At 73.0% G+C, this 25,869-nt stretch carries 28 protein-coding genes; 14 read left to right on the top strand and 14 right to left on the bottom strand.

Translation table 11 applies throughout. The features are described 5' to 3' along the window. Positions 1 to 194 precede the first annotated feature (194 nt). The gene (locus AB0D93_RS22540; protein ID WP_362121925.1) at positions 195 to 782 is read left to right on the top strand and encodes a pyridoxamine 5'-phosphate oxidase family protein; all 588 of its coding nucleotides are present in this window, start codon (positions 195 to 197) and stop codon (positions 780 to 782) included. 3 nt (positions 783 to 785) lie between these two features. Continuing rightward, complete coding sequence (locus AB0D93_RS22535) at positions 786 to 1,490, top strand: L,D-transpeptidase family protein (RefSeq protein ID WP_362121923.1); 705 nt, start codon at positions 786 to 788, stop codon at positions 1,488 to 1,490. Positions 1,491 to 1,529: 39 nt separating this feature from the next. On the opposite strand, the gene AB0D93_RS22530 is transcribed toward AB0D93_RS22535, so the two are convergent. Together AB0D93_RS22530 and AB0D93_RS22525 are read right to left on the bottom strand one after the other, a co-directional pair. Then, positions 1,530 to 2,996, bottom strand: a complete 1,467-nt coding sequence (locus tag AB0D93_RS22530) for a HAMP domain-containing sensor histidine kinase (protein WP_362121921.1) — start codon at positions 2,994 to 2,996, stop codon at positions 1,530 to 1,532. A gap of 11 nt (positions 2,997 to 3,007) precedes the next feature. Continuing rightward, positions 3,008 to 3,748 (bottom strand): response regulator transcription factor, encoded by a 741-nt coding sequence (locus tag AB0D93_RS22525; protein ID WP_362121920.1) that lies wholly within the window; start codon positions 3,746 to 3,748, stop codon positions 3,008 to 3,010. Positions 3,749 to 3,958: 210 nt separating this feature from the next. Between AB0D93_RS22525 and AB0D93_RS22520 the strand changes: the two genes are divergently transcribed. From AB0D93_RS22520 to AB0D93_RS22485, 8 genes are all read left to right on the top strand, one after another. Further along, positions 3,959 to 5,305, top strand: coding sequence for a ferric reductase-like transmembrane domain-containing protein (locus tag AB0D93_RS22520; RefSeq protein ID WP_362121919.1), 1,347 nt, complete (start codon positions 3,959 to 3,961; stop codon positions 5,303 to 5,305). 28 nt (positions 5,306 to 5,333) lie between these two features. Then, entirely contained in the window at positions 5,334 to 5,807 is a 474-nt protein-coding gene (locus tag AB0D93_RS22515; protein ID WP_362121917.1) for an FMN-binding protein, read from the top strand. A gap of 59 nt (positions 5,808 to 5,866) precedes the next feature. Then, positions 5,867 to 7,249 carry a ferredoxin reductase family protein gene (locus tag AB0D93_RS22510; protein WP_362121915.1) on the top strand — a complete coding sequence of 461 codons (1,383 nt, stop codon included), beginning with the start codon at positions 5,867 to 5,869 and terminating at the stop codon, positions 7,247 to 7,249. Between the two features lie 27 nt (positions 7,250 to 7,276). Then, entirely contained in the window at positions 7,277 to 8,089 is an 813-nt protein-coding gene (locus tag AB0D93_RS22505) for an FMN-binding protein (protein ID WP_362121913.1), read from the top strand. A gap of 55 nt (positions 8,090 to 8,144) precedes the next feature. Beyond that, a complete protein-coding gene (locus AB0D93_RS22500) occupies positions 8,145 to 8,885 on the top strand; it encodes an FAD:protein FMN transferase (RefSeq protein WP_362121911.1) in 741 nt (246 codons plus the stop codon). 120 nt (positions 8,886 to 9,005) lie between these two features. Further along, positions 9,006 to 9,176 carry a hypothetical protein gene (locus AB0D93_RS22495; RefSeq protein ID WP_362121909.1) on the top strand — a complete coding sequence of 57 codons (171 nt, stop codon included), beginning with the start codon at positions 9,006 to 9,008 and terminating at the stop codon, positions 9,174 to 9,176. 75 nt (positions 9,177 to 9,251) lie between these two features. Continuing rightward, on the top strand, positions 9,252 to 11,066 hold the full coding sequence (locus AB0D93_RS22490; RefSeq protein WP_362121908.1) for an ABC transporter ATP-binding protein: 1,815 nt from the start codon (positions 9,252 to 9,254) through the stop codon (positions 11,064 to 11,066). After that, positions 11,063 to 11,944 carry a serine/threonine-protein kinase gene (locus AB0D93_RS22485; RefSeq protein WP_362121906.1) on the top strand — a complete coding sequence of 294 codons (882 nt, stop codon included), beginning with the start codon at positions 11,063 to 11,065 and terminating at the stop codon, positions 11,942 to 11,944. The genes AB0D93_RS22490 and AB0D93_RS22485 overlap by 4 nt, the downstream gene beginning before the upstream one ends. Before the next feature lie 18 nt (positions 11,945 to 11,962). Here the strand turns inward: AB0D93_RS22485 and AB0D93_RS22480 are convergent, their stop codons facing one another. The 8 genes from AB0D93_RS22480 to AB0D93_RS22445 all read right to left on the bottom strand — a co-directional run bounded on the left by AB0D93_RS22480 (position 11,963) and on the right by AB0D93_RS22445 (position 18,922). After that, positions 11,963 to 12,727: a hypothetical protein gene (locus AB0D93_RS22480; protein WP_362121904.1), complete on the bottom strand. Its 765-nt coding sequence runs from the start codon at positions 12,725 to 12,727 to the stop codon at positions 11,963 to 11,965. After that, positions 12,717 to 13,304 (bottom strand): sigma-70 family RNA polymerase sigma factor, encoded by a 588-nt coding sequence (locus tag AB0D93_RS22475; RefSeq protein ID WP_362121902.1) that lies wholly within the window; start codon positions 13,302 to 13,304, stop codon positions 12,717 to 12,719. The genes AB0D93_RS22480 and AB0D93_RS22475 overlap by 11 nt, the downstream gene beginning before the upstream one ends. A gap of 110 nt (positions 13,305 to 13,414) precedes the next feature. Beyond that, complete coding sequence (locus tag AB0D93_RS22470; protein ID WP_362121900.1) at positions 13,415 to 13,960, bottom strand: arginine repressor; 546 nt, start codon at positions 13,958 to 13,960, stop codon at positions 13,415 to 13,417. Positions 13,961 to 13,967: 7 nt separating this feature from the next. Continuing rightward, a complete protein-coding gene (locus tag AB0D93_RS22465) occupies positions 13,968 to 15,173 on the bottom strand; it encodes an acetylornithine transaminase (protein WP_362121898.1) in 1,206 nt (401 codons plus the stop codon). Beyond that, positions 15,170 to 16,069 (bottom strand): acetylglutamate kinase, encoded by a 900-nt coding sequence (gene argB, locus AB0D93_RS22460; RefSeq protein WP_362121896.1) that lies wholly within the window; start codon positions 16,067 to 16,069, stop codon positions 15,170 to 15,172. The genes AB0D93_RS22465 and argB overlap by 4 nt, the downstream gene beginning before the upstream one ends. After that, entirely contained in the window at positions 16,066 to 17,217 is a 1,152-nt protein-coding gene (gene argJ, locus AB0D93_RS22455; protein ID WP_362121895.1) for a bifunctional glutamate N-acetyltransferase/amino-acid acetyltransferase ArgJ, read from the bottom strand. The genes argB and argJ overlap by 4 nt, the downstream gene beginning before the upstream one ends. After that, positions 17,214 to 18,242, bottom strand: coding sequence for an N-acetyl-gamma-glutamyl-phosphate reductase (gene argC, locus AB0D93_RS22450; protein WP_362121893.1), 1,029 nt, complete (start codon positions 18,240 to 18,242; stop codon positions 17,214 to 17,216). Before argC ends, argJ begins: the two co-directional genes overlap by 4 nt. Before the next feature lie 74 nt (positions 18,243 to 18,316). Further along, positions 18,317 to 18,922, bottom strand: coding sequence for an ABATE domain-containing protein (locus AB0D93_RS22445; RefSeq protein WP_362121891.1), 606 nt, complete (start codon positions 18,920 to 18,922; stop codon positions 18,317 to 18,319). 82 nt (positions 18,923 to 19,004) lie between these two features. Between AB0D93_RS22445 and AB0D93_RS22440 the strand changes: the two genes are divergently transcribed. Beyond that, the gene (locus AB0D93_RS22440) at positions 19,005 to 20,237 is read left to right on the top strand and encodes a cysteine desulfurase (RefSeq protein WP_362121888.1); all 1,233 of its coding nucleotides are present in this window, start codon (positions 19,005 to 19,007) and stop codon (positions 20,235 to 20,237) included. Positions 20,238 to 20,348: 111 nt separating this feature from the next. Beyond that, positions 20,349 to 20,801 (top strand): DUF6314 family protein, encoded by a 453-nt coding sequence (locus tag AB0D93_RS22435; RefSeq protein ID WP_362121939.1) that lies wholly within the window; start codon positions 20,349 to 20,351, stop codon positions 20,799 to 20,801. On the opposite strand, the gene AB0D93_RS22430 is transcribed toward AB0D93_RS22435, so the two are convergent. From AB0D93_RS22430 to AB0D93_RS22420, 3 genes are all read right to left on the bottom strand, one after another. Further along, positions 20,783 to 21,376, bottom strand: a complete 594-nt coding sequence (locus AB0D93_RS22430; protein WP_362121886.1) for a histidine phosphatase family protein — start codon at positions 21,374 to 21,376, stop codon at positions 20,783 to 20,785. The genes AB0D93_RS22435 and AB0D93_RS22430 overlap by 19 nt on opposite strands. A gap of 73 nt (positions 21,377 to 21,449) precedes the next feature. Beyond that, positions 21,450 to 21,887 carry a GNAT family N-acetyltransferase gene (locus AB0D93_RS22425; protein ID WP_362121884.1) on the bottom strand — a complete coding sequence of 146 codons (438 nt, stop codon included), beginning with the start codon at positions 21,885 to 21,887 and terminating at the stop codon, positions 21,450 to 21,452. Between the two features lie 98 nt (positions 21,888 to 21,985). Then, a complete protein-coding gene (locus AB0D93_RS22420) occupies positions 21,986 to 23,425 on the bottom strand; it encodes a PLP-dependent aminotransferase family protein (RefSeq protein WP_362121882.1) in 1,440 nt (479 codons plus the stop codon). Between AB0D93_RS22420 and AB0D93_RS22415 the strand changes: the two genes are divergently transcribed. After that, positions 23,424 to 24,335 carry a DMT family transporter gene (locus AB0D93_RS22415; RefSeq protein ID WP_362121880.1) on the top strand — a complete coding sequence of 304 codons (912 nt, stop codon included), beginning with the start codon at positions 23,424 to 23,426 and terminating at the stop codon, positions 24,333 to 24,335. The genes AB0D93_RS22420 and AB0D93_RS22415 overlap by 2 nt on opposite strands. A 20-nt stretch (positions 24,336 to 24,355) precedes the next feature. Then, positions 24,356 to 24,556 carry a DUF1918 domain-containing protein gene (locus AB0D93_RS22410; protein WP_362121878.1) on the top strand — a complete coding sequence of 67 codons (201 nt, stop codon included), beginning with the start codon at positions 24,356 to 24,358 and terminating at the stop codon, positions 24,554 to 24,556. Position 24,557: 1 nt separating this feature from the next. Here the strand turns inward: AB0D93_RS22410 and AB0D93_RS22405 are convergent, their stop codons facing one another. After that, complete coding sequence (locus AB0D93_RS22405) at positions 24,558 to 25,784, bottom strand: family 10 glycosylhydrolase (RefSeq protein WP_362121876.1); 1,227 nt, start codon at positions 25,782 to 25,784, stop codon at positions 24,558 to 24,560. Between the last annotated feature and the right edge of the window lie 85 nt (positions 25,785 to 25,869).

Genomic DNA, 25,869 nt, shown 5'->3' with positions numbered 1-25,869 from the left:
CGCGATATCAACACTCTCACCCCACCCCCCTTCCCCCCCCCCCCGCGCCCCCCACCCCCCTCACCGTGTGCGCCCGCCGCCCGCGGCCCCCCCCCCGGCCGGCGCCGGCCGGGGCGGTCACGGCGTGTCCGGATGGCGGACCCCTCCGGAATTTCCTTAGACAGTCGAAGGACTTGCGTGAATAATCGTTAGACATGGGAAAGACCTATGAGCGCATCGACGGCAGGCTCCGGACGTTCATCGAGGAGCAGCCCCTCTTCTTCACCGCGACCGCCCCGCTGTCCGGCGACGGCACGGTCAACCTCTCCCCCAAGGGCCTCAAGGGCTCCTTCGTCGTGCTCGACGAACTGACCGTGGCCTACCTCGACTTCGCGGGATCCAACGCCGAGACCGTCGCGCACCTCCGGGAGAACGGGCGGATCACCCTGATGTGGTGCGCCTTCCAGGGCCCCCCGAACATCGTGCGTGTGCACGGCAGGGGCGAGCCCGTCTTCCGGGACGACCCCCGCTTCAGGGAACTGGTCGCCCACTTCCCCGGCATCGACCCGAGCCTGCACGGGCTGCGCGCCGTCATCGTCGTGCACGCGGAGCTGATCCGCGACACCTGCGGGTACGCCGTCCCCTACATGGCGTACGAGAGCGACCGCGACCTACACGGGAAGCGTTTCGCCCGGGAGGACGACGCCTCGCTGGCCGCGTACTTCGAGAAGAAGGAACACATCGCGACGAGCCTGGACGGACTACCCGGGCTGCCGTTGCCGCTGCCGCCGTCTACCGTCTGAGCCATGCGCCCCGGTGTCGTGCTCGCCCTCGTGTCCGCGTCCTCGCTCGCCCTGCTCGGTCTCGCACCGGACCCCGGCTCCGGGCCGCTGCCCGCGCAGATGGCGGACACCGGCGGCGGCGGCCAGCTGATCACGGCCCAGGCACCGGACGTGGGCTCGACTTCGGGCGCCCTCACCTGGTGGGACCTGCGGGACGGCCAGTGGGTGCGGGCCGGATCCGCCCCGGCGCGGTTCGGGGCCAACGGGCTGGCGGAGGGGACCTCCCGCAAACAGGGCACGAACACCACACCGACCGGGCTGTACGACCTCCCGTTCGGCTTCGGGACCAAGGCGGCGCCGACCGGGACGGGCGTCGAGTACCGGGCCGTGACGGAGAGTTCGTGGTGGTGCCAGGACAATGACTCGGGGTCGTACAACCGGTGGGTGGATCCGCTGCCGGGCGACTGCCGGGCGTCGGAGTCCGAGCACCTCGTCTCCTACTCGACGCAGTACGCGTACGCGCTCGTGATCGGGTTCAACTACGCCCAGCCGGTGCGAGGGCGCGGCGCCGGAATCTTCCTGCACGTCAACGGTGCGGGAGCCACGGCCGGTTGTGTGTCGGTGCCCGAGGACGCGATGCAGCGGATCCTGCGGTGGGCGAAGCCCGGGACGCGGCCGCACATCGCCATCGGGACCGTGGACGGGGACACGGCGGTCACCCGGTACTGACTGTGGGCCCAGCCGCAGGCCGGCACAGCCCCGCGCGGCTCAGGTCGGCAGACCGACCCGGAACGTCGTGGACCCCGTTCTGCTCTCCAGCCCCACGGTTCCCCCGTGCGCCTCCACCACCGCGGCCACGATCGACAGGCCGAGGCCCGCGCCGGCGCCGGAGGCGTTCGGGTGGCGGCGGTGTTCGGCCCGGGTGAAGCGTTCGAAGACGCCGGGCCGGACCTCTTCCGGGACGCCGGGGCCGTCGTCGTGGACGCGGAGGACGGCCCCGTCGGCGCCGGCTTCCAGGGTGACCGTCACCTTGGTGCCGGCAGGGGTGTGCAAACGCGCGTTGGCCAACAGGTTGGCCAACACCTGTTGCAGGCGGTGGGCGTCGCCCGGCACCGTCACCGGGTCCTCGGGCAGGTCCAGGGTCCAGCGGTGGTCGGGGCCGGTGGCGCGGGCGTCCGTGACCGCGTCCAGGACCAGATGGGTCAGGTCGACGGGGTGGCGCTCCAGCGGGCGGCCGGCGTCGAGGCGCGCGAGCAGGAGGAGGTCGTCGACCATCAGGCCCATGCGGGAGGACTCGGCGGCGATGCGCTGCAGGGCGCGGGTCACCTCCGGTGGCACCGGGCCGGGGTGGAGGAGGGCCAGTTCGGCGTGGCCGCGGACCGAGGCGACCGGGGTGCGCAGCTCGTGGCTGGCGTCGGCGGCGAAGCGGCGCAGCCGCTCCTCGCTCGCGTGCCGCTTGGTCAGCGCGTCCTCGACATGGCCGAGCATGCGGTTGAAGGCCGCGGCGACCCGGCCGACCTCGGTGCCCGGGTCGGCGTCCGGCGCGCGCGGCGGCAGCGCCACCTCGCCGTTGGCCAGCGGCAGCTCGCTGACCCGGGTGGCGGTGGCGGCGACCCTGCTGAGCGGCCGTAGCGACCAGCGCACCCAGAGGCCCCCGGCCACCCCGGTCACCAGCAGGGCCAGGCCGAAGACGCTCCCGGCCACCAGTTCCAGCCGGTGGACGGTGGCCTGGACCCCCTCCAGCGGCAGCCCGACGATCAGCACGTCCCCGTCCCGGCCCGCGGTGGCGACGACCCGGTAGTCGTCCAGGGCGGAGAGCTCGACGGTGTGGGCCCGGCCGTCGACCGGTACCCGGGCCAGCCGGGCGGCGTCCTGCCCGGTCAGGTAGACGGTGAGGTCCGCCGCCGGGTCGCCGGAGCGGATGAGGCCCTTGTTGGTGACCGTGCCGTTCAGCAGGCGGGCACCGAAGGTGCCGGTGGCCATCCTCCGGGTGTCGCCCTGCTCGTCCCCGTCGTGGTCGTCGGTCAGCCTGCCGTGGTGCTCCAGGCTCTCCGGGAAGCGGGTGCCGACCTGGGCGAGCTGCTCGTCCAGGCGCTGGGTGAGGAAGCCGTTCAGCTCGACGACCGCCGCCACGCCCACGGCCGCGCAGCTCACCGCCAGCAGCACCACCAGGCCGAAGGTGAGCCGGGCGCGCAGGGTGCGGGGGCGGGGCAGCCGGGCCGGGCGGAGACGCACGTCCGGGCGCCTCACTTGGCCACCGGTTTCAGGACGTAGCCCGCCCCGCGCACGGTGTGGATCATGGGCTCGCGGCCCGCGTCGACCTTCTTGCGCAGGTAGGAGATGTACAGCTCGACCACATGGGCCCGGCCCCCGAAGTCGTAGGACCAGACCCGGTCGAGGATCTGCGCCTTGCTGAGCACGCGGCGCGGGTTGCGCATGAGGAAGCGCAGGAGCTCGAACTCGGTCGGGGAGAGCTCGATCAGTTCACCGGCCCGGATGACCTCGCGGGCCTCCTCGTCCATCACCAGGTCGCCCACGACCAGCCGCGGTCCGTCCTCCTGCTGCCGGGCCATGCCCGCCCGGCGCAGCAGGCCGCGCAGCCGGGCCACGACCTCCTCCAGGCTGAAGGGCTTGGTGACGTAGTCGTCGCCGCCCGCGGTGATCCCGGCGATACGGTCCTCGACCGCGTCCCGTGCCGTGAGGAAGAGCACACAGACGTCCGGCTTCACCTCACGCAGCCGGCGCAGCACCGCGAAGCCGTCGGTGTCCGGGAGCATCACGTCCAGGACGACCGCGTCGGGGAGCAGCTCGCGCGCACCGGCGAGGGCCGAGGCGCCGTCCCCCGCAGCGCGCACCTCCCAGCCCTCGTAGCGCAGGGCGCCGGTGAGCACCTCCGCGAGGTCGGGGTCGTCGTCGACGACGAGGACGCGCAGCGGGGTGCCGTCGGGTCGGGTGAGGGCGGGGCGGCCGGAACGGGTGGTGTTCATCTCGCCCACCAGCATCACCCGGACGGCGGGGTGCGGCGTACCGCCTCGGCTCTGAATTTACTGTGAGTGCGCCCACCCGTCCGCTGAACGTCGGCTGAGAAACCTCTCTGAGTCCGCTCTCAAAGTCCCTGGTCACGGGGTTCCTCAGAGGTGGTTCAGAGCTTCGCGCCGCACAGTGGCCCGGTACGACGGACGAAGGGACAGCCACTGATGACCACCGTGGATACGCGGCGGGCGGCCCCGCCGGCGACCACACGGCGCTCCCCCGCAGGACCCGTGCTGGCCGTGCTCTGGGCCGGGGCGGCGGCCGTGGTCGCGCTGTGGTGGGCGGGCACCGGCTCCGTGGTCGGTACGGCCGGCTGGCTGACCGGCGCCGGGCGGATCGCCGGGCTGCTGTGCGGGTACGCCTGCGCGGTGCTGGTCGGTCTGATGGCGCGGGTGCCGCTGCTGGAGCGGCGGATCGGCTCGGACCGGGTGGCGCGCTGGCACGCGATGGCCGGCCGGTACACGGTGTCCTTGCTGGTCGCGCACATCGTGCTGATCCTCGCCGGGTACGCCGCCCAGGACCGGGCCTCGTTCTGGCACGAGACGGTGACCGTCGTGCTGGACTACCCGGACATGCTCAAGGCCACCGCCGGCACGGTGATCCTCTTCGCGGTCGGCATCACCTCGGCCCGGGCGGTGCGCCGCCGCACGAGCCACGAGTTCTGGTACTACGTCCACCTGCTGACGTACGCGGCCGTGTTCCTGGCCTTCTTCCACCAGCTGGCCCTGGGCAACGAGTTCAACGGCAAGCCGGTGGCGACCGCCGCCTGGTACGCGCTGTACCTGGGCGTCGCGGCCCTGGTGCTGTGGTTCCGGATCCTCGCCCCGGTCCGCCTCAACCGGCGCCACCAGCTGCGTGTGGAGTCCGTGCACGCGGAGGCACCGGGTGTGTACTCGATCGTGGTACGCGGCCGGTACCTGGACGAGCTGGGCGCGCGGCCGGGGCAGTTCTTCCGCTGGCGCTTCCTCGGCGAGGGCCTGCGCTGGACGTCGACGCCGTACTCCCTGTCGGCGCCGCCGCGCCCGGACCTGCTGCGGATCACGGTCAAGGCGCTCGGCGACCACAGCGCGGCCGTCGCGCTGCTGCGGCCCGGCACCCGGGTGTGGGCGGAGGGCCCCTACGGCTCGCTGACCGCCGACCGCGCCACCAGCCACCGCTCCCTGCTGATCGCGGCCGGCGTCGGGGTCACCCCGCTGCGCGCGCTGTTCGAGACGCTGCCGGGCGAGGTCACCCTGCTGTACCGGGCGCGCCGCGCCGAGGACCTGGCGCTCGGCCAGGAACTGGAGGCGATCGCCCGCTGGCGCGGCGCGCAGCTGCTGTACGCGCTGAACGGGCCGTCCGGGGAGCGCCCGGACATCTCGGCGCAGTCGCTGCGCGCGACCTTCCCGGGCCTCGCCGGCCACGACGTCTACCTCTGCGGGCCGCACGGCTTCGCACGGGACGTGTACGAGGCGCTGCGGGCGGCCGGGGTCCCGGACCGCCGTATCCACCACGAGTCGTTCGAGCTGTGAGAGCTGTGAGAGCTGTGAGGCAGAACACGTGCATGCCCTGAAGAAGAACCGCCCCCTGCGTCGCATCGTGCTGGCCAGTGCCGCCACGGTCTCCGGGATGGTGCTGCTGCTGTCGCTGAAGCCGCACACCGGTCCCACGCTGGCCACGGCCGACACCAAGTCGCCCTCGGTGTCGAGCGGTTCGGCTCCGGCCGGCGGCTCCACGCCGGGGACGAAGGGCGCGGTCACCAAGACTGCCACCGGTGAGACCGTGCAGACCCGCTGGGGCCCGGTCCAGGTGCGGGTCACCATCAGGAGCGGCAAGCTGACGGACGTCACGGCGGTGCAGTACCCGCGGGACAACCCGCGCGACCAGGAGATCAACAGCTACGCGCTGCCCCAGCTGCGGCGCGAGGCGCTGGCCGCGCAGAGCGCGGAGATCGACATGGTGTCGGGAGCCACGTACACCAGCACCGGCTACAAGCAGTCCCTCCAGTCCGCACTGGACTCGGCCGGACTCTGAACACACGGCGCACGCGGCACGTATCTGTGGGCCAAGGGTCAAGTCCCCACGGAGGAACCGTGACCACCACGCTCGCAGGCGGACGTGCCGCCCGCCGCCAGACGATGCGCCGCATCCGCCCGCGCCGCAGCCCGGCCGTACCGCTGCTGCTCGCCGTCTGGGCGGGCGCGGCGGCCGTGCTGTGGCTCTGGTGGCACAACACACCGTCCATCGCCGACAACACCGGACGGATACTCAACGCGGGCCGGATCACCGGCCTGTTGGCCGGCTATCTGATGGCGCTGGTCGTGCTGCAGATGGCGCGCGTGCCGGCGCTGGAGCGGCGGGTCGGTTCGGACCGGGTGGCCCGCTGGCACGCGATGAGCGGCCGCTACACCCTCTGCCTCATCGTGGCGCACGTCTTCCTCACCATGTGGGGGTACGCGCTCCAGGCGGGCAAGTCGCTCGGCGACATCGTGCAGCAGACCGTTGACTCCATCAACCAACTGCCCGACGTGGGCAAGGCGGCCGTCGGCACGGGCCTGTTCGTGCTGATCGGGCTGACCTCGGTCGGCGGGATCCGCCGCCGGATGCCGTACGACACCTGGTACCACGTCCACCTGATGACGTACGCGGCGGTGTTCCTGACGTTCTGGCACCAGATCACCACCGGCAACGACTTCGCGGTCGAGCCGGCCGCCAAGACCTTCTGGTACGGCCTGTACGGTGCGGTCACCGCGCTCGTGATCTGGTACCGGATCATCACCCCGATCCGGCTGAACCTCCGGCACCGGATGCGCGTGGAGGCCGTCATCGAGGAGACGCCGGGCATCGTCTCGGTGCTGATCGGCGGGCGGAAGCTGCACCGGATGGGTGCGGAGGCCGGCCAGTTCTTCCGCTGGCGGTTCCTGGCCCCCGGGATGCGGTTCAGCTCGCACCCGTACTCGCTGTCGGCGGCGCCCCGTCCGGACATGCTGCGGATCACCGTGAAGGCGATCGGTGACCACAGCGCCCGGCTGCGGGAGCTGACGCCCGGCACCCGGGTGTGGGCCGAGGGGCCGTACGGGGCGATGACCGCGCAGCGCCGCAGCCGGGGCAAGGTGCTGCTGGTCGCCGGCGGGGTGGGCATCACCCCGATGCGGGCGCTGTTCGAGACGCTGCCCGGCGCGGCCGGAGACATCACCCTGCTCTACCGGGCCAACAGCACCCAGGACCTGGCGCTCTGGGACGAGCTGGCGAAGATCGCCGACGAGCGGGGCGCCCGGCTGATGTACGCGGTGAACAGCCCCGACGGGGAACGCCCGGACATCTCCGCGGAGAACCTCCAGCGGAAGATCCCGGACATCGACCGGCACGACGTCTTCATGTGCGGCCCGGCCGGGTTCGCGCAGTCGGTGTACGAGGCACTGCGCGGCGCGGGGGTCCCCGCCCGCCGCATCCACCACGAGTCGTTCGAGATGTGACCGGCGCTCACGGAGAGATACGGACAGATGAGGAAGAGCCATCCCATTCGCCGGGTCGTGCTGGCCACCGCCGCGACCGTCTCCGGTGTCGTGCTGCTGCTGTCGCTGAAGCCGGGCTCCGATCCGGCCGCGGCGTCGGCGGCGGGCGCGGCCCCGCCGGCGACGGCGGCCCAGGAGTCGCCGCAGGGCGGCGCGCAGGCGGCGGGCTCGTCCGGTTCGGCGGGCGGCACGGTGACCGGTGACGCGGTGCAGACCCAGTACGGGACCGTGCAGGTACGGCTGACCGTCGCGGGCGGGAAGATCACCAAGTCGGAGGCGGTGCAGGCGCCGAAGGGCGGGCTGAGCGACCAGAAGACGGCCCTCGCCGTCCCCAAGCTCAACCAGGAGGCCGTGGCGGCGCAGAGCGCGCAGATCGACGCGGTGTCCGGGGCGACGTACACGAGCGGCGGTTACCGGAAGTCGCTCCAGTCGGCGCTGGACAGGATGAAGTCGGCCGCTTCCTCCGGGGCGGGCTCTTCCGGTTCCTCGGGTGCCTCCGGCTCTTCCGGCTCCTCGGGTGCGGCGCAGGCCCGTACGGTCACCGGGAAGGTCGCGCAGACCCAGTACGGACCAGTCCAGGTGCGGATCACGGTCAACGGTGGAAAGATCACCAGGGCAGAGGCCGTGCAGGCACCCAAGGGCGGGCTCAGCGACCAGAAAACGGCGTTGTCCGTCCCCAAGCTCAACCAGGAGGCCGTCACGGCCGGCAACGCGAATATCGACGCCGTCTCCGGCGCCACCTACACCAGCACCGGCTACAAGCAGTCCCTCCAGTCGGCGCTGGACCAGGCCGGTGGCTGACAGGGTGGCCGAGTCGGCTGAGGCTCCCGCCGCGGTGCGTCACGCGGAGGAGGTCATGGGGACCGTCTTCTCCTTTGACGTCCGCGGCGGGGATCCCCGGGCGGTGCGCGAGGCACTGGCCGGGGCGATCGACGGTCTGCACCGGGCGGACGGGGTGTTCAGCACCTACCGCGAGGACAGCGAGGTCTCGCGGCTGGCCCGGGGCGAGTTGACGGTGGCGGAGTGCGCGCCCGAGGTGGCCGAGGTGCTGGACCTCGCGGCCGAGGCGGAACGGGTGAGCGAGGGCTGGTTCAGCACCCGCTACCGGGGCTCGCTGGACCCCACCGGCATCGTCAAGGGCTGGGCCGCCGAGCGGGCGGCGCGGCTGCTGGCGGGGGTGGCCGGGGTGCGGGGAGTGAGCGTCAACGGGGGCGGGGACGTGCAGTTGCTCGGCACACCGGAGCCACAGCGGCCCTGGCGGGTGGGGGTGTCGGATCCGCTCCGGCCGGGGGGCCTGGCGGCCGTGATCTCGGCGGCGGGGGTGGACGAACTGTCGGTGGCGACCTCGGGCACGGCCGAGCGGGGCGCGCACATCGTGGATCCGCGCACCGGGAAGTCGGCGGTGACGGACCTGGTGGCCGTGACGGTGGTCGGTCCTCGGCTGACGTGGGTGGACTGCTGGGCGACGGCGGCGTTCGCGATGGGCTCGCGGGCGGGGCTGGACTGGCTGGAGTCCCTGCCGGACGTGGAGGCGCTGCTGATCACGGCGGGGGACGAGGTGCGGTGCACCGGCGGGCTCGCGGCGCGGCTGGGCTGACACCGGCTTCCCGGGACGGCTCGGCCGAGCGGTCTTTCCCAGCAACTTTTTCCGCCGCGGAGCCATCCGTTTCCCGCTCCGGGACGTACTCCGGGTACAGCACGACCCGGGAGGAACACCATGGCTGTCTTCAGCGCTCTGCTGCCCGCCCTGCGCAGTGAACACCGGAAGGACACCTCGCAGCACCACCACGGTCACCGCCACGACCACCACGGCCACGACCACGGCCACCGCCACTCCCACGGCAACCGCCACGGTCACGGCCACCGCCACGACCACGACGGCTACTGAGATCGCACACCAGGCCGAGCGGACCGGTTGTCCGAGCACCCGGTCCGCTTCGCCGGTCCCCGAGGAACGCGTCCCGTGGTGCACGTCCTGCGGCGTCTGCTGTCGGTGGGCGAGGCCTCCGACGGCGTCGTCGCGGCCGCGCCCGTCGTCGCGCCCCGCGAGGTGTTCCGGCGGTTCTGGCCCTACACGCGCGGCGGCCGCCGCTGGCTCGTCCCCGTTCTCCTCCTCAGCCTGGCCGGACCGGCCGCCGACGCCGCGGAGATCTGGCTCCTCAAGACCGTGGTGGACGGCGTGCTCGTGCCCCGCGATCCGCGGCCGCTGTGGTGGATCGCGCCGGCCTGCGTGGGACTCGTCGTCTGCTCCGGGGCACTCGGGTTCGCCGACGAGGTGACGTCCACCTGGGTCGGCGAGCGCTTCCTGCTCTCGCTGCGCTCCGAGGTGTTCCGGCACGTGCAGGGGCTGTCGCTCGGATTCTTCGAACGCCGGCGGCTCGGGGACGTGTTGTCCCGCATCACCGGGGACGTCGACGCGGTCGAGACGTTCCTGCTCTCGGGCGTCGCGGACGTCCTGTACTACGTGGTCCAACTGGGCGTCTTCCTGGGCCTGTTGTTCTACCTGCGGTGGGACCTGACCCTGCTCTCCCTGGTCGTCGTGCCGCTGTTCTGGGCCGCCGCGCGGCACTTCGCCCAGCTGCTCAAGGCCGCTTCACGGGAGCGCAGGCGGCGTGGCGGCTCGCTCAGCGCGGTCGCCGAGGAGGCGCTCGGCAACGTCGCCCTGGTGCAGGCGTACAACCGGCAGGGGTGGGAGGAGGCCCGGTTCGAGCGGGAGAACACGGGCAGGTTCCGGGCGGCGATGGCCTCGGTGCGCATCCGGGCCGTCTACGGCCCCGTCGTGGAGACCATCGAGGTGACCGGCGGGCTCGCGGTCCTGGGCCTGGGGACCTGGAAGCTGGCCCAGGGACAGCTGACGCTGGGCGGACTGCTGGTCTTCCTGGCGCTGATCGGCAAGCTCTACGGCCCGGTCCACGGCCTGTCCGGTCTCGGCACCACCTTCTACGCGGCCGCCGCCTCGGCCGAGCGGATCATCGAGTTGCTGGACCAGCGCCCGCAGGTCGTCCAGGCCCCGGGAGCCCGGCGGATCGGCCGCGCGCGGGGCGAGGTGGAGTTCGACGGCGTCTGGTTCCGGTATCCGGGTGCCTCCGCGTGGGCACTGTCGGACGTCTCCTTCCGTGTGTCCCCCGGCGAGACACTGGCGGTGGTCGGTGCCAGCGGGGCCGGCAAGTCCACGGTCGCCAAGCTCCAGTTGCGCTTCTACGACCCCGACCGTGGAGCGGTCCGGCTCGACGGGACCGATCTCCGCGAACTGCGGCCGGCCGACGTACGGGAGAACGTCGCCGTGGTGCTCCAGGAGACGCTCGTCCTCCACGGCACCGTGCGGGAGAACATCGCCTACGGCCGGCCGGGGGCGAGCGAGGCGGACATCGTCGCGGCGGCGCGCGCGGCCGACGCGCACGAGTTCATCGAGCGGCTGCCGGAGGGCTACGACACCCTGGTCGGACAGCGCGGCCGCACCCTGTCCGGCGGGCAGTGCCGGCGGCTGGCGATCGCCCGCGCGATGATCAGGGACGCACCCGTGCTGCTGCTGGACGAGCCGACCACCGGGCTCGACACGGCGTCGGGCCGGCGGATCATGGATCCGCTGCGCCGGCTCATGGCCGGGCGGACGACCGTCGTCATCTCCCACCACCTGCCGGCCGTCCGCGACGCCGCCCGGATCGTGGTGCTCGACCACGGCCGGGTCGTGGAACACGGTGCCCACGACGACCTGCTCCGCGACCAGGGCACGTACGCGCGGCTGCACCGGCTCGGCGCGGGAACGGTGCTGTCATGAGCGGCCCCGCACCCGCTCCCCTGGCCCCGGGCACGAGTCCGGCGCCGGGGTACGAGATCCTGGCGCACCTGACCCGCACCGGCTGGCTCGACGTGTACGACGCGTGGAGCGCGGAACGGGCCTGCCGGTGTGTGATCAAGACGGTGCGGCCGGACCTCGGGGACGACGCGGGGCTCGGCGAGCGGCTGCTGCGCGAGGGCCGGTGGCTGCGGGAGTTCAGCCACCCGCACCTGGTCCGGGGGTACGAGACCGTCGTGGCCCCCGAGCCGCTCGTCGTCCTGGAGACGCTGACCGGGGAGACGCTGTCCCATCTCGTCCGGCGGCTGCGGCGGCGGCCGGCCGTCGCCGATGTGGCGCTCCTCGGCGTGCAGTTGTGTTCCGCGGTCCACTACCTGCATGGCCGGGGTCTGCTGCATCTGGACCTCAATCCGTCCAACGTGGTGGTGGAGCGCGGTCATGCCAAGGTGCTGGACCTGAGTCTCGCCCGGCCGCCCGGGCCGGCGCCCGCCGGGCTGGGCACGTGCTGCTACCTCGCTCCGGAGCAGGCCGCCGGCGGCCCGCTCACGGCCGCCGCCGACGTGTGGGGCATCGGCGTCACGTTGTACGAGGTCGCGTGCGGTGAGGGTCCGTTCGGCTGCGGGGGGACCGGGGACGAGACCGGGTCCGGGTCCGGGTCAGGGTCCGGGTCCGGGTCCGGCGGCGCGAACTGCCGGTGCCCGCAAGCGGTGGGGACGGCACCGCCGGTCGCGTCCCGGCGCCGGCTGCCGGCCGCGCTGGCCGCCGCCGTGGACGCCTGTCTGCGGGCCGACCCGGCGGCGCGGCCGGCGGTCGCCGAGCTGGCCGGGGCCCTGGGGGCGATGCTGCCGCAGCGGTCCTGAGGCGGAGCGCGTCCGGCCTCACTCCCCGGACTCCACGACATGGCCCTTCTGCAGGTGGGCCGTGGCGAGGACGGTGCCGCCGGATGTCGTCAGCCGGGCACCGGTCAGGGTCGAGAGGTCGCCGGGAGCGGCCACGCCCCACTCGCCGCGTCCGCGGGCCAGGGGGAAGTCGCCGACGTGCACGGTCGTGCCGTCGGAGTGCTCCAGGAGGCAGGTGACCATGCCGGTGTACGAGGCGTGCGGTCCGGCGAGAGCGACGGAGACGAAGATCCAGCCGGGGGCTCCGGGGTGGGCGTAGACCTCGCCGACGGTGCCGCCGCCGCTCGCGGTCGAGGTCATGTCCCCGACCAGCATGGGCTCGGACCCGGGAGCGGGCGCGGAGGCGACGATCTGCTCGACGGCGGTGCCGATCCCCCAGCCTGCGAAGCCGACGGCGACGGTGAGCGCGGTGGCGACGGCCGCGAGCCGCAGCCGGGCCCGCCGGGCACGCCCGCGCAGTCTCCGGGACGCGCGGCCGAAGGCACCCACGGCGCCCTCGGGTGCCGGCAGCTGCTCGGCCAGCCTGCGCGCCACCCGGTTCTCGAACCCGGACGGGGGCTCGCGGTCCGGCAGCAGGCCGATCAGCCGGTCGCCGACGAGGGTGAGTTGGCGGACGTACTCCCGGCAGTCCGCGCACCGGTCCAGATGGGCGACCGCCTCGGCGCGCTCCCGGCCGGGCAGCACGCCCAGCGCCAGCTCGGCGCCGATCTCCCGGAGCTTGTCGCAGTTCGCGTCACTGGACATGGTCGCCTCGCTTCGGAGACGCGAGTGTGGTGCGCAGTTTCGCCATGGCGGCCCTGATCCGCGTCTTGGCGGTGCCCAGCGGGATCCGCTCCGCGTCGGCGATCTGCTGCGCGGTCATCCCGTAGATGCCCGCCATCACCAGGGCCCTGGCCTGTTCCCGGGGCAGCCTCGCCACGGCGGCCCGCAGCTGGGCGGACGTCTCGTCGGCCAGCGCCCACTGCTCGGGGGTGTCGGTGACAGCGCCGATCACGGCGTCGAGGTCCTCCGGTGCCATCGGCTCGGTCCGCCGTGCCCGGACGGCGTCGACGGCGAGGTTGTGCGCGATGGTCGTCAGCCAGGTGCCGACCGAACCGCGCCGCGAGTCGTAGATCTGGGCGTGACGCCATGCGCGCTCGAACGTCAACTGGGCGACGTCCTCGGCGAGTTGCACGTCGCCCGTGACGGCCATGGCGACCCCGAAGACCCGGTGCTGGAACCTGCGTACGAAGACGACCGCGAGTTCCGGATCACCGGTGGCCAGCCCGGACAGCAGCGCCTCGTCCGGGAGACGGTCCACGGGGGACCGGAAACCCGACACACCTCTGTGTACGGCCGACGGCCGCCAGGGGATTGCCCGCCCACCTGCCCGCCCGCCGCGGAAGATCACATTCCCATTCTCCGCCGGCGGGTGGGGCGCCGCATGCGGGCTCAGTGCCCGTTCTGTGCCAGTCGCAGCATGTGGTCCGCCAGCGCCTGCCCGCCGGTCGGACTCCGGCTGATCAGCATCAGGGTGTCGTCACCGGCGATGGTGCCCAGGATGTCGTGCAGCTCCGCCTGGTCGATCGCCGAGGCGAGGAACTGCGCCGCCCCCGGAGGGGTGCGCAGGACCACGAGGTTGGCCGAGGCCTCCGCGGAGATCAGCAGTTCCTGGGAGAGGCGCCGCATGCGCTCCTCCTTCGCCGACTCCCCCAGCGGAGCACGGGGCGTGCGGAAACCGCCCTCGCTCGGCACCGCGTAGATCAGCTCGCCGTCGGTGTTGCGGATCTTCACCGCGTTCAGCTCGTCGAGGTCCCGGGAGAGCGTCGCCTGGGTGACGCTCAGCCCGTCGTCGGCGAGCAGCTTGGCCAGCTGACTCTGCGACCGCACCGGCTGCCGGTTGAGGATGTCCACGATCCGGCGGTGCCGCGCGGTACGCGTCTGCGGCACGGCGGGTCCGGCACCGCCCGCCGGCTCGTGCTCCTGCGCCTGGCTCATCGTCGTCCTATTCTCCGGATCGTCCGTCCCCATCCACTGGGTTCGCTGCGTCGAGAACGCCGGGCAGCGCCTGGAGAAGAGCACCCGCCTCGTCGTCGTGGAGGTTCAGCGGCGGCATGAGCCGTACGACGTCGGGGGCGGGGGCGTTCACCAGGAACCCGGCCTCCTGGGCCGCCTGCTGCACCTGAGGTGCGTGCGGCCCGGTGAGCACGATACCCAGGAGCAGGCCGGCACCCCGTACATAATCGATCAGCGGGTGGCCGAGGCCCTCGATTCCCTGGCGCAGCTTCTCGCCCTGCCGCTTGACGTTCTCCAGCAGTCCTTCGTTCGCGATGGTGTCGAGGACGGCGAGCCCGGCCGCGCAGGCGACCGGGTTGCCGCCGAAGGTGCTGCCGTGCTGGCCGGGCCGGAGCAGTTCGGCGGCCCGGCCGAAGGCCACGGTGGCGCCGAGCGGCAGTCCGCCGCCGAGCTGCTTGGCGAGGGTGACGACATCGGGGAGCACACCCTCGTGGGCCTGGTACGCGAACCAGGTCCCGGTGCGGCCGATGCCGGTCTGCACCTCGTCCAGGACCAGCAGGGCGCCGGTGGCGGCGGTGATCGCGCGGGCGGCCTTCAGATAGCCGGCCGGGGGCACGACGACCCCGTTCTCGCCCTGGACCGGCTCGATGATCACCAGGGCCGTCTCCTCGGTGACCGCCGCCGCCAGCGCCTGCGCGTCGCCGTAGGGGACGTGGGTGACGTCACCGGGGAGCGGCCGGAACGGTTCCTGCTTGGCGGGCTGGCCGGTGAGCGCGAGGGCGCCCATGGTCCGGCCGTGGAAGCCGCCGTGGGTGGCGACGACGTGGGTGCGCCCGGTGAGCCGGCCCATCTTGAAGGCGGCCTCGTTGGCCTCGGCGCCGGAGTTGCAGAAGAAGACCCGGCCCTCCCGGCCGAAGAGCTGGAGCAGCCGTTCGGCGAGGGCGACGGTGGGCTCGGCCATGAAGAAGTTGGAGATGTGGCCGAGCTGTCCGATCTGCCGGCCGACGGCCTCGACGACCGCCGGGTGGGCGTGGCCGAGGGCGTTGGTGGCGATGCCGCCGACGAAGTCGTGGTACGCACGGCCCTCGGCGTCCCACACCCGCACGCCCTCGCCGCGCACGAGGGGCAGGCGGGGGGTGCCGTAGTTGTTCATGAGGGCGCCCTGCCAGCGCTCGGTCAGCTCCTGGTTGCTCATGACTCCCCCTGTTCGTCGGGCACGACCATCGTGCCGATGCCTTCGTCGGTGAAGATCTCCAGCAGGATCGAGTGCTGGACCCGGCCGTCGATGACACGGGCGGTCCGCACGCCACCTCGCACGGCGTGCAGACAGCCCTCCATCTTCGGCACCATCCCGGAGCTCAACTCCGGGAGCAGCTTCTCCAGTTGGGAAGCGGTGAGGCGGCTGATCACCTCGTCGGAGTTCGGCCAGTCCTCGTAGAGGCCCTCCACGTCGGTGAGGACCATGAGGGTTTCGGCGCCCAGTGCCGCAGCGAGTGCCGCAGCCGCCGTATCAGCATTGACGTTGTAGACATGGTGGTCGTCCTGGGAGCGGGCGATCGAGGAGACGACCGGGATGCGGCCGTCGGCCAGCAGCGCCTCGATCGCGCCGGTGTCGATCTCGGTGATCTCGCCGACCCGGCCGATGTCGACCAGCTCGCCGCCGATCTCCGGCTGGTGCTTGATGGCGGTGATGGTGTGCGCGTCCTCGCCGGTCAGTCCGACGGCCAGCGGCCCGTGCTGGTTGAGCAGGCCGACCAGCTCGCGCTGCACCTGCCCGGCGAGCACCATCCGTACGACGTCCATGGCGTCCTCGGTGGTGACACGCAGGCCCGCCTTGAACTCGCTGACGATGCCGTGCCGGTCGAGGGCGGCGCTGATCTGCGGGCCGCCGCCGTGCACCACGACCGGCTTGAGGCCGGCGTGCCGGAGGAAGACGACGTCCTGGGCGAAGGCGGCTTTGAGCTCCTCGTTCACCATGGCGTTGCCGCCGAACTTGATGACGACGATCTTGCCGTGGTGCCGGGTCAGCCAGGGCAGCGCCTCGACGAGGATCTGGGCTTTCGGCAGGGCCGTGTGCTTGCGAGTGCTCATGACGAGTAGGCGCTGTTCTCGTGGACGTAGTCGGCGGTGAGGTCGTTGGTCCAGATGGTCGCCGTCTCGGTGCCCGCGGCCAGGTCGGCGACGATGTGCACCTCGCGGTAGCGCATGTCGACCAGTTCGCGGTCCTCGCCGACGGAGCCGTTCTTGCACACCCAGACGCCGTTGATGGCGACGTTGAGCTGGTCCGGCTCGAAGGCGGCCCCGGTGGTGCCGATGGCGGAGAGCACCCGGCCCCAGTTGGGGTCCTCGCCGTGGATCGCGCACTTCAGGAGGTTGTTGCGGGCGATGGAGCGGCCCACCTCGACGGCGTCCGCCTCGCTCGCCGCGTTGACCACCTCGACCTTGATGTCCTTGCTGGCGCCCTCGGCGTCCCGGATCAGCTGCTGCCCGAGGTCGTCGCAGACCTCGCGCACGGCGGCGGCGAACCCGGCGAACTCCGGGGTGACGCCGGAGGCGCCCGAGGAGAGCAGCAGCACGGTGTCGTTGGTGGACATGCAGCCGTCGGAGTCGACCCGGTCGAAGGTGACCTTGGTAGCGGCGCGCAGGGCCTTGTCCAGGGTCTCGCTGTCGAGGTCGGCGTCGGTGGTGAGGACGACCAGCATGGTGGCGAGGCCCGGGGCGAGCATGCCGGCGCCCTTGGCCATACCGCCCACGGTCCAGCCGTCCTTCGTCCGGACGGAGGTCTTGTGGACGGTGTCGGTGGTCTTGATCGCGATGGCGGCCTTCTCGCCGCCGTGCTCGGACAGCTGGGCGGCGGCGGCCTCGACGCCCGGGAGCAGCTTGTCCATGGGCAGCGGGACGCCGATGAGTCCGGTGGAGCAGACGGCGACCTCGATGGCTCCCCGGCCGAGGACGTCGGCGGCCTTCTCGGCGGTGGCGTGGGTGTCCTGGAAGCCCCGGGGGCCGGTGCAGGCGTTGGCGCCGCCGGAGTTGAGGACCACGGCCGAGACCTGGCCGCTCCTGAGGACCTGCTCGGACCACAGCACCGGCGCGGCCTTCACACGGTTGGAGGTGAAGACGCCCGCGGCGGCACGGCGGGGCCCGTTGTTGACCACGAGGGCCAGGTCGGGGTTGCCGTTCTCCTTGATCCCGGCGGCGATGCCCGCCGCCGTGAATCCCTTGGCTGCCGTGACGCTCACGGTGCGACTCCGATCGTGGAAAGCCCCGTGGTCTCGGGAAGACCCAGGGCGAGGTTCATGCTCTGGACGGCACCGCCGGCGGTGCCCTTGGTCAGGTTGTCGATGGCGCTGATCGCGATGATGCGGCCCACGGCCTCGTCGTACGCGACCTGCACCTGAACGGCGTTGGAACCGTGGACGGCCGCCGTGGTGGGCCACCGGCCCTCGGGGAGCAGATGGACGAAGGGCTCGTCGGCGTAGGCCTTCTCGTAGGCGGCGCGGACGGAGTCCGCCGAGACGCCCGCGACGGCGGAGGCGCTGCACGTGGCGAGGATCCCGCGCGGCATCGGTGCCAGGGTCGGCGTGAAGGAGACGGCGACCCGCTCCCCCGCGGCACCGCTGAGGTTCTGGATCATCTCGGGGGTGTGCCGGTGGCCGCCGCCGACGCCGTACGGCGACATGGAGCCCATGACCTCGCTGCCGAGGAGGTGCGGCTTGGGCGCCTTGCCCGCGCCGGAGGTGCCGGACGCGGCGACGATCACCGCTTCCGGCTCGGCGAGTCCGGCCGCGTAGGCGGGGAACAGGGCGAGGGTGACGGCGGTGGGGTAGCAACCGGGCACCGCGATGCGCTTGGACCCCTCCAGCGCGGCGCGGGCACCCGGAAGTTCGGGGAGGCCGTAGGGCCAGGTGCCGGCGTGCCCGGACCCGTAGAACCGCTCCCAGTCGGCCGGGTCCTTCAGCCGGAAGTCGGCGCCCATGTCGACCACGAGGACGTCCGGCCCGAGCCGCTCGGCGACGGCGGCGGACTGCCCGTGCGGCAGCGCGAGGAAGACCACGTCGTGCCCGGCGAGCGCCTCGGCCGTGGTCTCCTCCAGCACCCGGTCGGCGAGCGGCAGCAGGTGCGGCTGGAGCGCGCCGAGGCGCTGGCCCGCGTTGGAGTTCGCGGTCAGGGCACCGATCTCGACCTCGGGGTGCGCGAGGAGCAGACGCAGGACCTCTCCGCCCGCGTATCCGCTCGCTCCGGCCACCGCCGCACGTACCGCCATGTCCATCCTCCTCGTGATGGCATGACTATACGTAGCGCTGCAGTTTTATGCAACGACTTGGATCGGCCACGACATCAGGACGGCGAACCGGTCTTGCGGGCCGCGTAGGCCCGGGCGGCGCGGACCCGGTTGCCGCACTTGGTCGTGCACCAGCGGCGGGCGCCGTGGGAGCGCAGGAACCAGCGGGCACACCCCTGGGCGGCGCATTCGGTGAGCTGGCCGGCGTCGGCGCCGGTGAGCAGCTCGGCTGCGTCCTCGGCGAGCAGCGAGAGCGCGGCGGCGGCCGGATCGCCGGCGTCGGGGAGGTCGGCGCGGCGCGGACCGTCCGAGGTCCAGGCGAGGCGAGGGGTGGCGGGCGCGGCGGCGAGGGCGGCGTTGAGCGCGTCGAGGGCGTCCGTCGGCGGGAGCGCCGCGGTGACCCGGGCCCGGAAGAGGGCGCGCAGCGCCTCACGCAGGCCGCGCAGCCGGCCGGACTGCCCGCCGTCGATCTCCACCCGGTCGGGCAGCAGCCGGTGCCGGACGAGCCAGAGATGCGCGGCCTCGGTGCCGTCGAGCAGGTCGACCTTTCCGTGGCTGACGGTGAAGCGCGTGTTGACCAGCGCCAGCGAGACGTACCGGTCCTCGCCCGGGACCGGGAGCCGGTGCAGGTATACGGGGGCCTCGTGATCCACGGTTCTCATGGTAATCCTTGCGGTTCTCCGTGAGGAGCGGTTACCGTTTCTCACGGAGAACCGATGACAAAAGCGTGAGAGGTGACCGGCCGTGCCCTTCGACGTGGACGCGCTGCGCAAGGACTTCCCGATCCTGGAGCGGACCCTGGACGGCGGCGCCCCGCTCGTCTACCTGGACTCCGGCGCCACCACCCAGAAACCGCTGCCGGTCCTCGACGCCGAGCGGGACTTCTACCTGAACCACAACGCGGCCGTGCACCGCGGCGCGCACCAGCTGGCGGGCGAGGCGACGGAGGCGTACGAACAGGCCCGGCACACCGTCGCCCGGTTCGTCGGCGCCGCCGCCGACGAGGTCGTCTTCACCCGGAACACCACCGAGGGCATCAACCTCGTCGCCTACGCGCTGGGCAACGCCGGCCGGCTCGGCCCCGGCGACCGGATCGTCGTGACGGAGATGGAGCACCACGCGAACCTGGTCCCCTGGCAGCAGCTCGCCGAGCGGACCGGGGCGAGCCTGGACTGGTTCGGGCTCACCGACGGCGGCCGGCTCGACCTGTCCCGGACCGACGAGCTGCTGGACGAGCGCACCAAGGTGCTCGCCCTCACCCACCAGTCCAACGTCCTCGGCACGATCAACCCGGTCCGCGAACTCGCCGACCGCGCCCACGCGTTCGGCACCCTGGTGGTCGTGGACGGCGCCCAGTCCGTGCCGCACCGCCCGGTCGACGTGAGCGAACTGGGCGCGGACTTCCTGGCCTTCTCCGGGCACAAGATGCTCGGGCCGAACGGCGTCGGCGTGCTGTGGGGCCGCGCGGACCTGCTCGCGGGCCTGCCGCCGTTCCTCACCGGCGGCTCGATGATCGAGATCGTGGAGATGGACCGCACCACCTTCCTTCCGCCGCCGCAGCGCTTCGAGGCGGGCGTACCGATGACCTCGCAGGCTGTGGGGCTCGCGGCGGCGGTGGAGTACCTGGAGCGGCTCGGCATGGCGGAGGTCGCGGCGCACGAGGACGCGCTCACGGCCCGCGCCCTGGAGCTGCTCGCCGAGGTCCCGGGCGTGCGGATCGTCGGTCCCGCGGAGCTCACCGACCGGGGTTCGGCCGTGTCCTTCACGGTCGACGGCATCCATCCGCACGACGTGGGCCAGGTGCTGGACGAGCGGGGCGTGGCCGTCCGCGTCGGCCACCACTGCGCCCGCCCGATCGTGAAGCGGTACGGCATCCCGGCGATGACCCGGGCGAGCTTCTACGTCTACAACACGCCGGCCGAGGTGGACGCGCTGGTGGCGGGCGTGCGGGCGGCACAGCGGTACTTCGGGGTGTGATCCTTCGCCGGACGGCACTACTCCTGCCTGGTCCTGAGGAACGTGACCGGGTTCGCCGGGAAGGTGTACGGCATCTCGGCCGCATCGGCGAGGCCGTAAGCTCGGCCGGTGATGGACAGCGACGGCGAACTCTGGCCCGTGCCCGACGTACTGGACCACCTCTTCGGCCGGTGGCGGGTCGAACGCGTCGTCCGGGACCTGGCGAGCGGCGACGAGGGCCACTTCTCAGGGGTGACCGCCTTCACCGCCCTGGAGGGCGAAGGACTGCTGCACACGGAGTCCGGCACCTTCACCTGGCAGGGCGTGGCGCGGCCCGCCACCCGGACGCTGCTGTTCCTGCCGGGGCCCACGCCGGCCAGGGCGGACGTGCGGTTCGCGGACGGGCGTCCCTTCCACGAGCTGGATCTCAGCACCGGGCACCACGTCGCGGACCACCCGTGCGCTGCCGATCTCTACCGGGGCGAGTTCACCGTCCGGGACGCCGACCGCTGGCGCACGGTGTGGCGGGTCGGCGGTCCGGCGAAGGATCTGGTGCTGACCACCGACTACGTGCGGGAGGACTGAGGCGGGGCACCGTCGAGGCGGAGGTTCCAGCGGCCGGCGCGGCCGGTGACGGCGGACGTGGACAGCGGGCGCACGTCGATGTTCCAGTAGGTCGCGGGCGGCGCCTTCAGGACGTACACCAGGGCCGCGCGGATCACGGCGGGCTCGGCGACGGCCACGATCCGGCCGCCATCCTCCGCCGGCCGGGTGTCCAGCCAGCCGCCCACCCGGGTGATGAAGGACAGGAGGGACTCGCCGCCGTGCGGAGTGGCGCGCGGGTCGGCGAGCCACGCGTCCACCGCCTCCGGTTCGCGCGCCATCGCCTCCCCCAGGGTCATCCCGCGCCAGCGGCCCATGTCGCAGTCCCGCAGCGCCGGCTGGACGAGCGGGGCGTACCCCAGCGCGTCCCCGGTGGCCCGGCTGCGCGGGGTCGGTGAGCAGTAGCGCAGTTCGGCGGCCGCCAGCGACAGCAGGTCCCCGGCGGCGCGCTGCACCTCGTCCCATCCGGCCTGGTCCAGCGGCCGGTCGTCATCGAAGCGCTCGGCGAGCAGCGGGGCGCTGCGCGCGGCGGCGACGAACGTCACCCTCAGTGGCATGCGGTGATGGTGTGACGCTCCTGTGCGCAGGTCAAGAGCTGTTGTCTGTGAGCTACCCGCGGTGAGCGGTCGCTCACTCGGGAAGATGCACCATGAACCGGTCGGGGCGGTCCAGCGGCCGGAAGCCCAGCCTCTCGTACACCGCGTGCGCGTCCTGCGTCGCGAGCAGGATGCGGCGCAGCCCGTACGGTCGCAGATGGTCGCGGATACCGCCGACGAAGGCGGTGCCGACGCCCTTCCCGCGTACCGAGGGGTCCACGTACACATCGGCGAGCCAGGCGAACAGCGCCCGGTCGGTGACCACCCGCGCGTACGCCACCTGCTCGCCCGAGGCCGTGTCGTACACGCCGAAGTTGATCGAGGAGGCCATCGCGCGCTCGTGCTTCTCGCGGGGCCGGCCGATCGCCCAGTAGGCGTCGGTCGACAGCCAGCCGTGGACGCGGTCGACGTCCACGCGGGCGGTGTCCGCGGAGAACTCGTAGCCGTCGGGGAGGGAGGGTGGCTCGGTCATGCCGGGATCCTCACAGCGCCATGGGCCCGCGTCGAATCGTTTTCGTACGCGACCGCCGGCACGGCTGCGCGCCGGTCACCCTGACCCCGTACACGTCGTCAGCCCTGGAACGCCTCGTCACAGGCTTCCCGCAGCCGCCGCACCCCCTCCACGATCTCCCCGGTGCCGGCGACCGCGGCGAAGCTCAGGCGCAGGTGGGCGGCAGGGGGTTCGGCGCTGAAATAGGGGCGGCCGGGGGTGAGGGCGACGCCCGCGCGCAGGGCGGCCGCGGTGAGCGCGGTCTCCTCGGCCCCGTCGGGCAGGCGCAGCCAGAGGTGGTAGCCGCCGGACGGGACGTGCGGCAGGGCGAGGTGGGGCAGGTGTGCGGCGAGCGCGGCCGTCATGGCGTCGCGGCGGTCCTTCAGCTCGGCCGACAGCGCCCGCAGATGCCGGGGCCAGGCCGGCGAGCCGACCAGTTCCAGGGCGGCCTCCTGCAGCGGCCGCGGCACGAAGAAGCTGTCCACGACCTGGATGGCGCGCAGACGTTCCAGGACCGGGCCGCGTGCGGCCAGGGCGCTCACCCGGAAGCTGGGCGAGGTCGCCTTGGTCAGCGAGCCGACGTGCACGACCACGCCGTCCGGGTCGTCGGCGGCCAGGGTGCGGGGCAGCGGGCCGGCGTCGGCGTGCACCAGGCGCCGTACGAAGTCGTCCTCGATGACGAAGGCGCCGGCCTCGCGGGCGATGCGCAGCACCTCGGCGCGCCGCCCGGGGGCCAGCACGGCGCCGGTCGGGTTCTGGAAGAGCGGCTGGCAGACGAAGACCCGGGCGCCGCTGGCCCGGAACGCGTCGGCGAGCAGTTCGGGGCGTACGCCGTCGGGGTCGACGGGCACCGGGACCGGCCGCAGTCCGGCGGCGCGGGCGAGGGCCAGCATGCCGGGATAGGTGGGCGATTCGACGAGGACCGGGGCACCGGGCTGGGCGAGCGCGCGCAGGGCGGTGGCCAGTGCGGACTGCCCACCGGCCGCGATCAGCACCTCGGCCGCCGTGACCCCGCCGCCGATCCCGCGCGCGAACCACTCCCGCAGCTCCGGCAACCCCTCCAGCGGCGGCCTCCCCCAGACACCCGGCCGCCGCCCGGCGCGGGCCAGCGCCGCCGCCATCGCCCGCTCGGGCTGGAGGGAGGGATGCAGATAACCGCCGTTGAACTCCAGCACCCCGGGCGGCGGGGCGGCCAGCGAGACGGTGACCCCGGAGGCGTCCACGGTGCGCGGTACGAGCTCGGCGGTTCCGTCGGCGCTCAGCGCGACCTCCTGCCAGGAGGTGTCCCCGGCGGGTGTCTCCGTGGCGCGCGGCCGGGCCCGGAAGGCGCCGGCTCCGGGCCGGGTGACCACCAGGCCCTCGGCGGCCAGCTGGGCGAGGGCGCGCGAGACGGTCACCGGGCTCACGTGGAACCGCTCGACCAGGGCCCGGCTCGACGGGAGCTTTTCACCGGGAGAGTAGCGATCGAGGTCCCGCTTGAGCCGTTCTGCCAGTTCGCTAACGCTGCTACGCTGGTGCATGAGTCCACAGAGTAGCGCTACTGTACCGAGTCCGATAGCGGTCACCGCTCCCCGCGAGCGGCGCGGCCTCGGCACCGGCCTCGCCGCCCTCGGTGTCGCTTCTTTCTCCCTGACCTTCCCCGCCACCGCCTGGGGCCTGCGGATGTTCGGCCCCTGGTCGCTGGTGGCCGTGCGCAGCGTTCTCGCCGCGCTCGTCGCGGGCGGCTGTCTGCTGGTCCTGCGGGTACCGCTGCCGGAGCGGCGGCACCTGCCGGGTGTCGCCGTCGTGGCCGCCGGTGTCGTGCTCGGCTTCCCGATGCTGACCACGCTCGCGCTGCAGACCTCCACCACGGCGCACGCCGCCGTCGTGGTGGGGCTGCTGCCGCTGACCACCGCCGTGTTCTCGGCCCTGCGCACCGGCAGCCGCCCCTCGCGCCGGTTCTGGCTGGCCGCGCTGGCGGGTGCCGCGGCCGTGGCCGCCTTCACCGTCACCCAGAGCGGTGGCGCCCTCACGGCGGCCGACGGCTGTCTCTTCGCCGCCCTGCTGGTGTGCGCGGCCGGCTACACCGAGGGCGGCCGGCTGGCCCGGGTCATGCCGGGCTGGCAGGTCATCGGGTGGGCGCTGGTGCTGTGCCTGCCGCTGAGCGTGCCCGCCGCCGCGCTGGCGCTGACGTACGAGCCCGTCCACCTCGCCTGGCACGGCGTCGCCGGTGTGCTGTGGGTGGCGCTGGGCTCGCAGTTCCTCGGGCTGGTCGTCTGGTACCGGGGGATGGCGGCCATCGGCATCCCGCGGGCCAGCCAGTTGCAGTTGGCCCAGCCGCTGCTCACACTGGTGTGGTCGGCGCTGCTGCTGGGCGAGCACTTCACGGCGGCCGCTCCGGTGACCGCCGTCGCCGTGCTCGTGTGCATCGCCGTCACACAGCGGTCGTGATCACGAGGAGGGCCTGCAGAATGCGTGCATCCAAAGGCGATCGTCTTGTCCAGCATGGCAGGGTGGTCGGACAGCACGACCATGTCGTGGAAGTCGTCGAAGTACTCGGCCCCGAGGGCACCCCGCCGTACCGCGTCCGGGCCGAGAACGGGCACGAGTCGATCATGTCGCCGGGACCCGACTGCCAGGTCAGGCACAAGGAGCAGCAACACCAGCGGTAGCTCACCGCGGCGGCTTCGCCGACCGCTCGTAGTGGTCGGCGATCACGCGTGACATCGCACCGATCGGATCGGCCGCCACGTCCTTGGCGGCGAAGAACACGTGCCCGCGCACCTGCGGGTGGCGAGCGGCGAGGGTGAGGTGCCGGGACAGCTCGACCGGGTCCTGCCAGGCCGAGGGCTGCCCGGCGGCCCCCGCCCGGTACAGGGCCTCGCCGATGTACAGGTGTGTCCTGGTGCCCTTCGCGACCGTGGCCCACCAGTCGACGAGCTTCGCGTAGTCCGCGGTGGCGAAGCCGATGTGCCAGTACAGCTGGGGCACGACGTAGTCGATCCAGTGGTGCCGCACCCAGGCCCGGGTGTCCGCGTACAGGTCGTCGTACGTCTGCACGCCCGCCCGCGTCTCCGAGCCGCGCGGGTCGGTCGAGGCGTTGCGCCACACCCCGAAGGGACTGATCCCGAACCGGGTGCCGGGCCGGACCCGCCTGATGCCGGCGGCCATCTCCCGTACCAGCCTGTCGATGTTGTCCCGCCGCCACGCGGCCCGGCTGGAGAAGTCGCCGCCGTACCGGTCGTAGGCGTCGTCGTCGGCGAAGGTCTGGCCGGCGACCGGGTACGGGTAGAAGTAGTCGTCGAAGTGGACGGCGTCGACGGGGTAGCGGGCGACCGCGTCGAGCATCGCCCGCCGGACGAAGGCGCGGACCTCGGGCAGGCCGGGGTTGTAGTAGAGCTTCCCGCCGTAGGGCACCACCCAGCCGGGGTGCTTGCGGGCCGGGTGCGAGGGCGCGAGCCGGCCGGGGTCGGCGTGGTCCGCGATCCGGTACGGATTGAACCAGGCGTGCAGTTCCAGGCCGCGGGCGTGCGCCTCCCGCACCGCGGTGCCCAGCGGGTCCCAGCCGGGGCTGCGGCCCTGGGTGCCGGTGAGGTACTCCGACCAGGGCTCGTACGGTGACGGCCACAGGGCGTCGGCGGTGGGCCGTACCTGGAAGATCACCGTGTTGAGCCGGTCACGGGCCGCCTTCTCGAGATGGGCGATCAGCTCCGCGCGCTGCGCCGCGGCCGGGAGCCCGGGCCGGGACGGCCAGTCCCGGTTGGACACGGTGGCCAGCCACACGCCTCGCATCTCCGCCGCTGTGCGGGGCCGCCGGCCCGCGGCGGCGACCGCGTCCGGCGCGGCGGCCAGGGTCGACAGCGCCGCGAGGGTGAAGGCCCGCCGTGACAGATGCCCCAATCCACACACCCCACACGCTCCGGATCCGCTCCGTCACGGATCGTTTCGCGCCCCAGGATGCACCCCACCCGGGCGATCGATCATC

Source organism: Streptomyces sp. NPDC048191 (genome assembly GCF_040652655.1).
In the GTDB taxonomy this organism is placed as follows: domain Bacteria; phylum Actinomycetota; class Actinomycetes; order Streptomycetales; family Streptomycetaceae; genus Streptomyces.
The sequence above is the reverse complement of the archived record's forward strand: the minus strand, read 5'-3'. Positions and strand labels throughout refer to the sequence as shown.

Coding starts and splice junctions, on each gene's coding strand:
- AB0D93_RS22540 (WP_362121925.1), top strand. CDS start 195: ATGGGAAAGACCTATGAGCGCATCGACGGCAGGCTCCGGACGTTCATC.
- AB0D93_RS22535 (WP_362121923.1), top strand. CDS start 786: ATGCGCCCCGGTGTCGTGCTCGCCCTCGTGTCCGCGTCCTCGCTCGCC.
- AB0D93_RS22525 (WP_362121920.1), bottom strand. CDS start 3,748: ATGAACACCACCCGTTCCGGCCGCCCCGCCCTCACCCGACCCGACGGC.
- AB0D93_RS22520 (WP_362121919.1), top strand. CDS start 3,959: ATGACCACCGTGGATACGCGGCGGGCGGCCCCGCCGGCGACCACACGG.
- AB0D93_RS22505 (WP_362121913.1), top strand. CDS start 7,277: ATGAGGAAGAGCCATCCCATTCGCCGGGTCGTGCTGGCCACCGCCGCG.
- AB0D93_RS22500 (WP_362121911.1), top strand. CDS start 8,145: ATGGGGACCGTCTTCTCCTTTGACGTCCGCGGCGGGGATCCCCGGGCG.
- AB0D93_RS22495 (WP_362121909.1), top strand. CDS start 9,006: ATGGCTGTCTTCAGCGCTCTGCTGCCCGCCCTGCGCAGTGAACACCGG.
- AB0D93_RS22485 (WP_362121906.1), top strand. CDS start 11,063: ATGAGCGGCCCCGCACCCGCTCCCCTGGCCCCGGGCACGAGTCCGGCG.
- AB0D93_RS22480 (WP_362121904.1), bottom strand. CDS start 12,727: ATGTCCAGTGACGCGAACTGCGACAAGCTCCGGGAGATCGGCGCCGAG.
- AB0D93_RS22470 (WP_362121900.1), bottom strand. CDS start 13,960: ATGAGCCAGGCGCAGGAGCACGAGCCGGCGGGCGGTGCCGGACCCGCC.
- AB0D93_RS22465 (WP_362121898.1), bottom strand. CDS start 15,173: ATGAGCAACCAGGAGCTGACCGAGCGCTGGCAGGGCGCCCTCATGAAC.
- argB (WP_362121896.1), bottom strand. CDS start 16,069: ATGAGCACTCGCAAGCACACGGCCCTGCCGAAAGCCCAGATCCTCGTC.
- argC (WP_362121893.1), bottom strand. CDS start 18,242: ATGGCGGTACGTGCGGCGGTGGCCGGAGCGAGCGGATACGCGGGCGGA.
- AB0D93_RS22445 (WP_362121891.1), bottom strand. CDS start 18,922: ATGAGAACCGTGGATCACGAGGCCCCCGTATACCTGCACCGGCTCCCG.
- AB0D93_RS22435 (WP_362121939.1), top strand. CDS start 20,349: ATGGACAGCGACGGCGAACTCTGGCCCGTGCCCGACGTACTGGACCAC.
- AB0D93_RS22430 (WP_362121886.1), bottom strand. CDS start 21,376: ATGCCACTGAGGGTGACGTTCGTCGCCGCCGCGCGCAGCGCCCCGCTG.
- AB0D93_RS22425 (WP_362121884.1), bottom strand. CDS start 21,887: ATGACCGAGCCACCCTCCCTCCCCGACGGCTACGAGTTCTCCGCGGAC.
- AB0D93_RS22415 (WP_362121880.1), top strand. CDS start 23,424: ATGAGTCCACAGAGTAGCGCTACTGTACCGAGTCCGATAGCGGTCACC.
- AB0D93_RS22420 (WP_362121882.1), bottom strand. CDS start 23,425: ATGCACCAGCGTAGCAGCGTTAGCGAACTGGCAGAACGGCTCAAGCGG.
- AB0D93_RS22410 (WP_362121878.1), top strand. CDS start 24,356: ATGCGTGCATCCAAAGGCGATCGTCTTGTCCAGCATGGCAGGGTGGTC.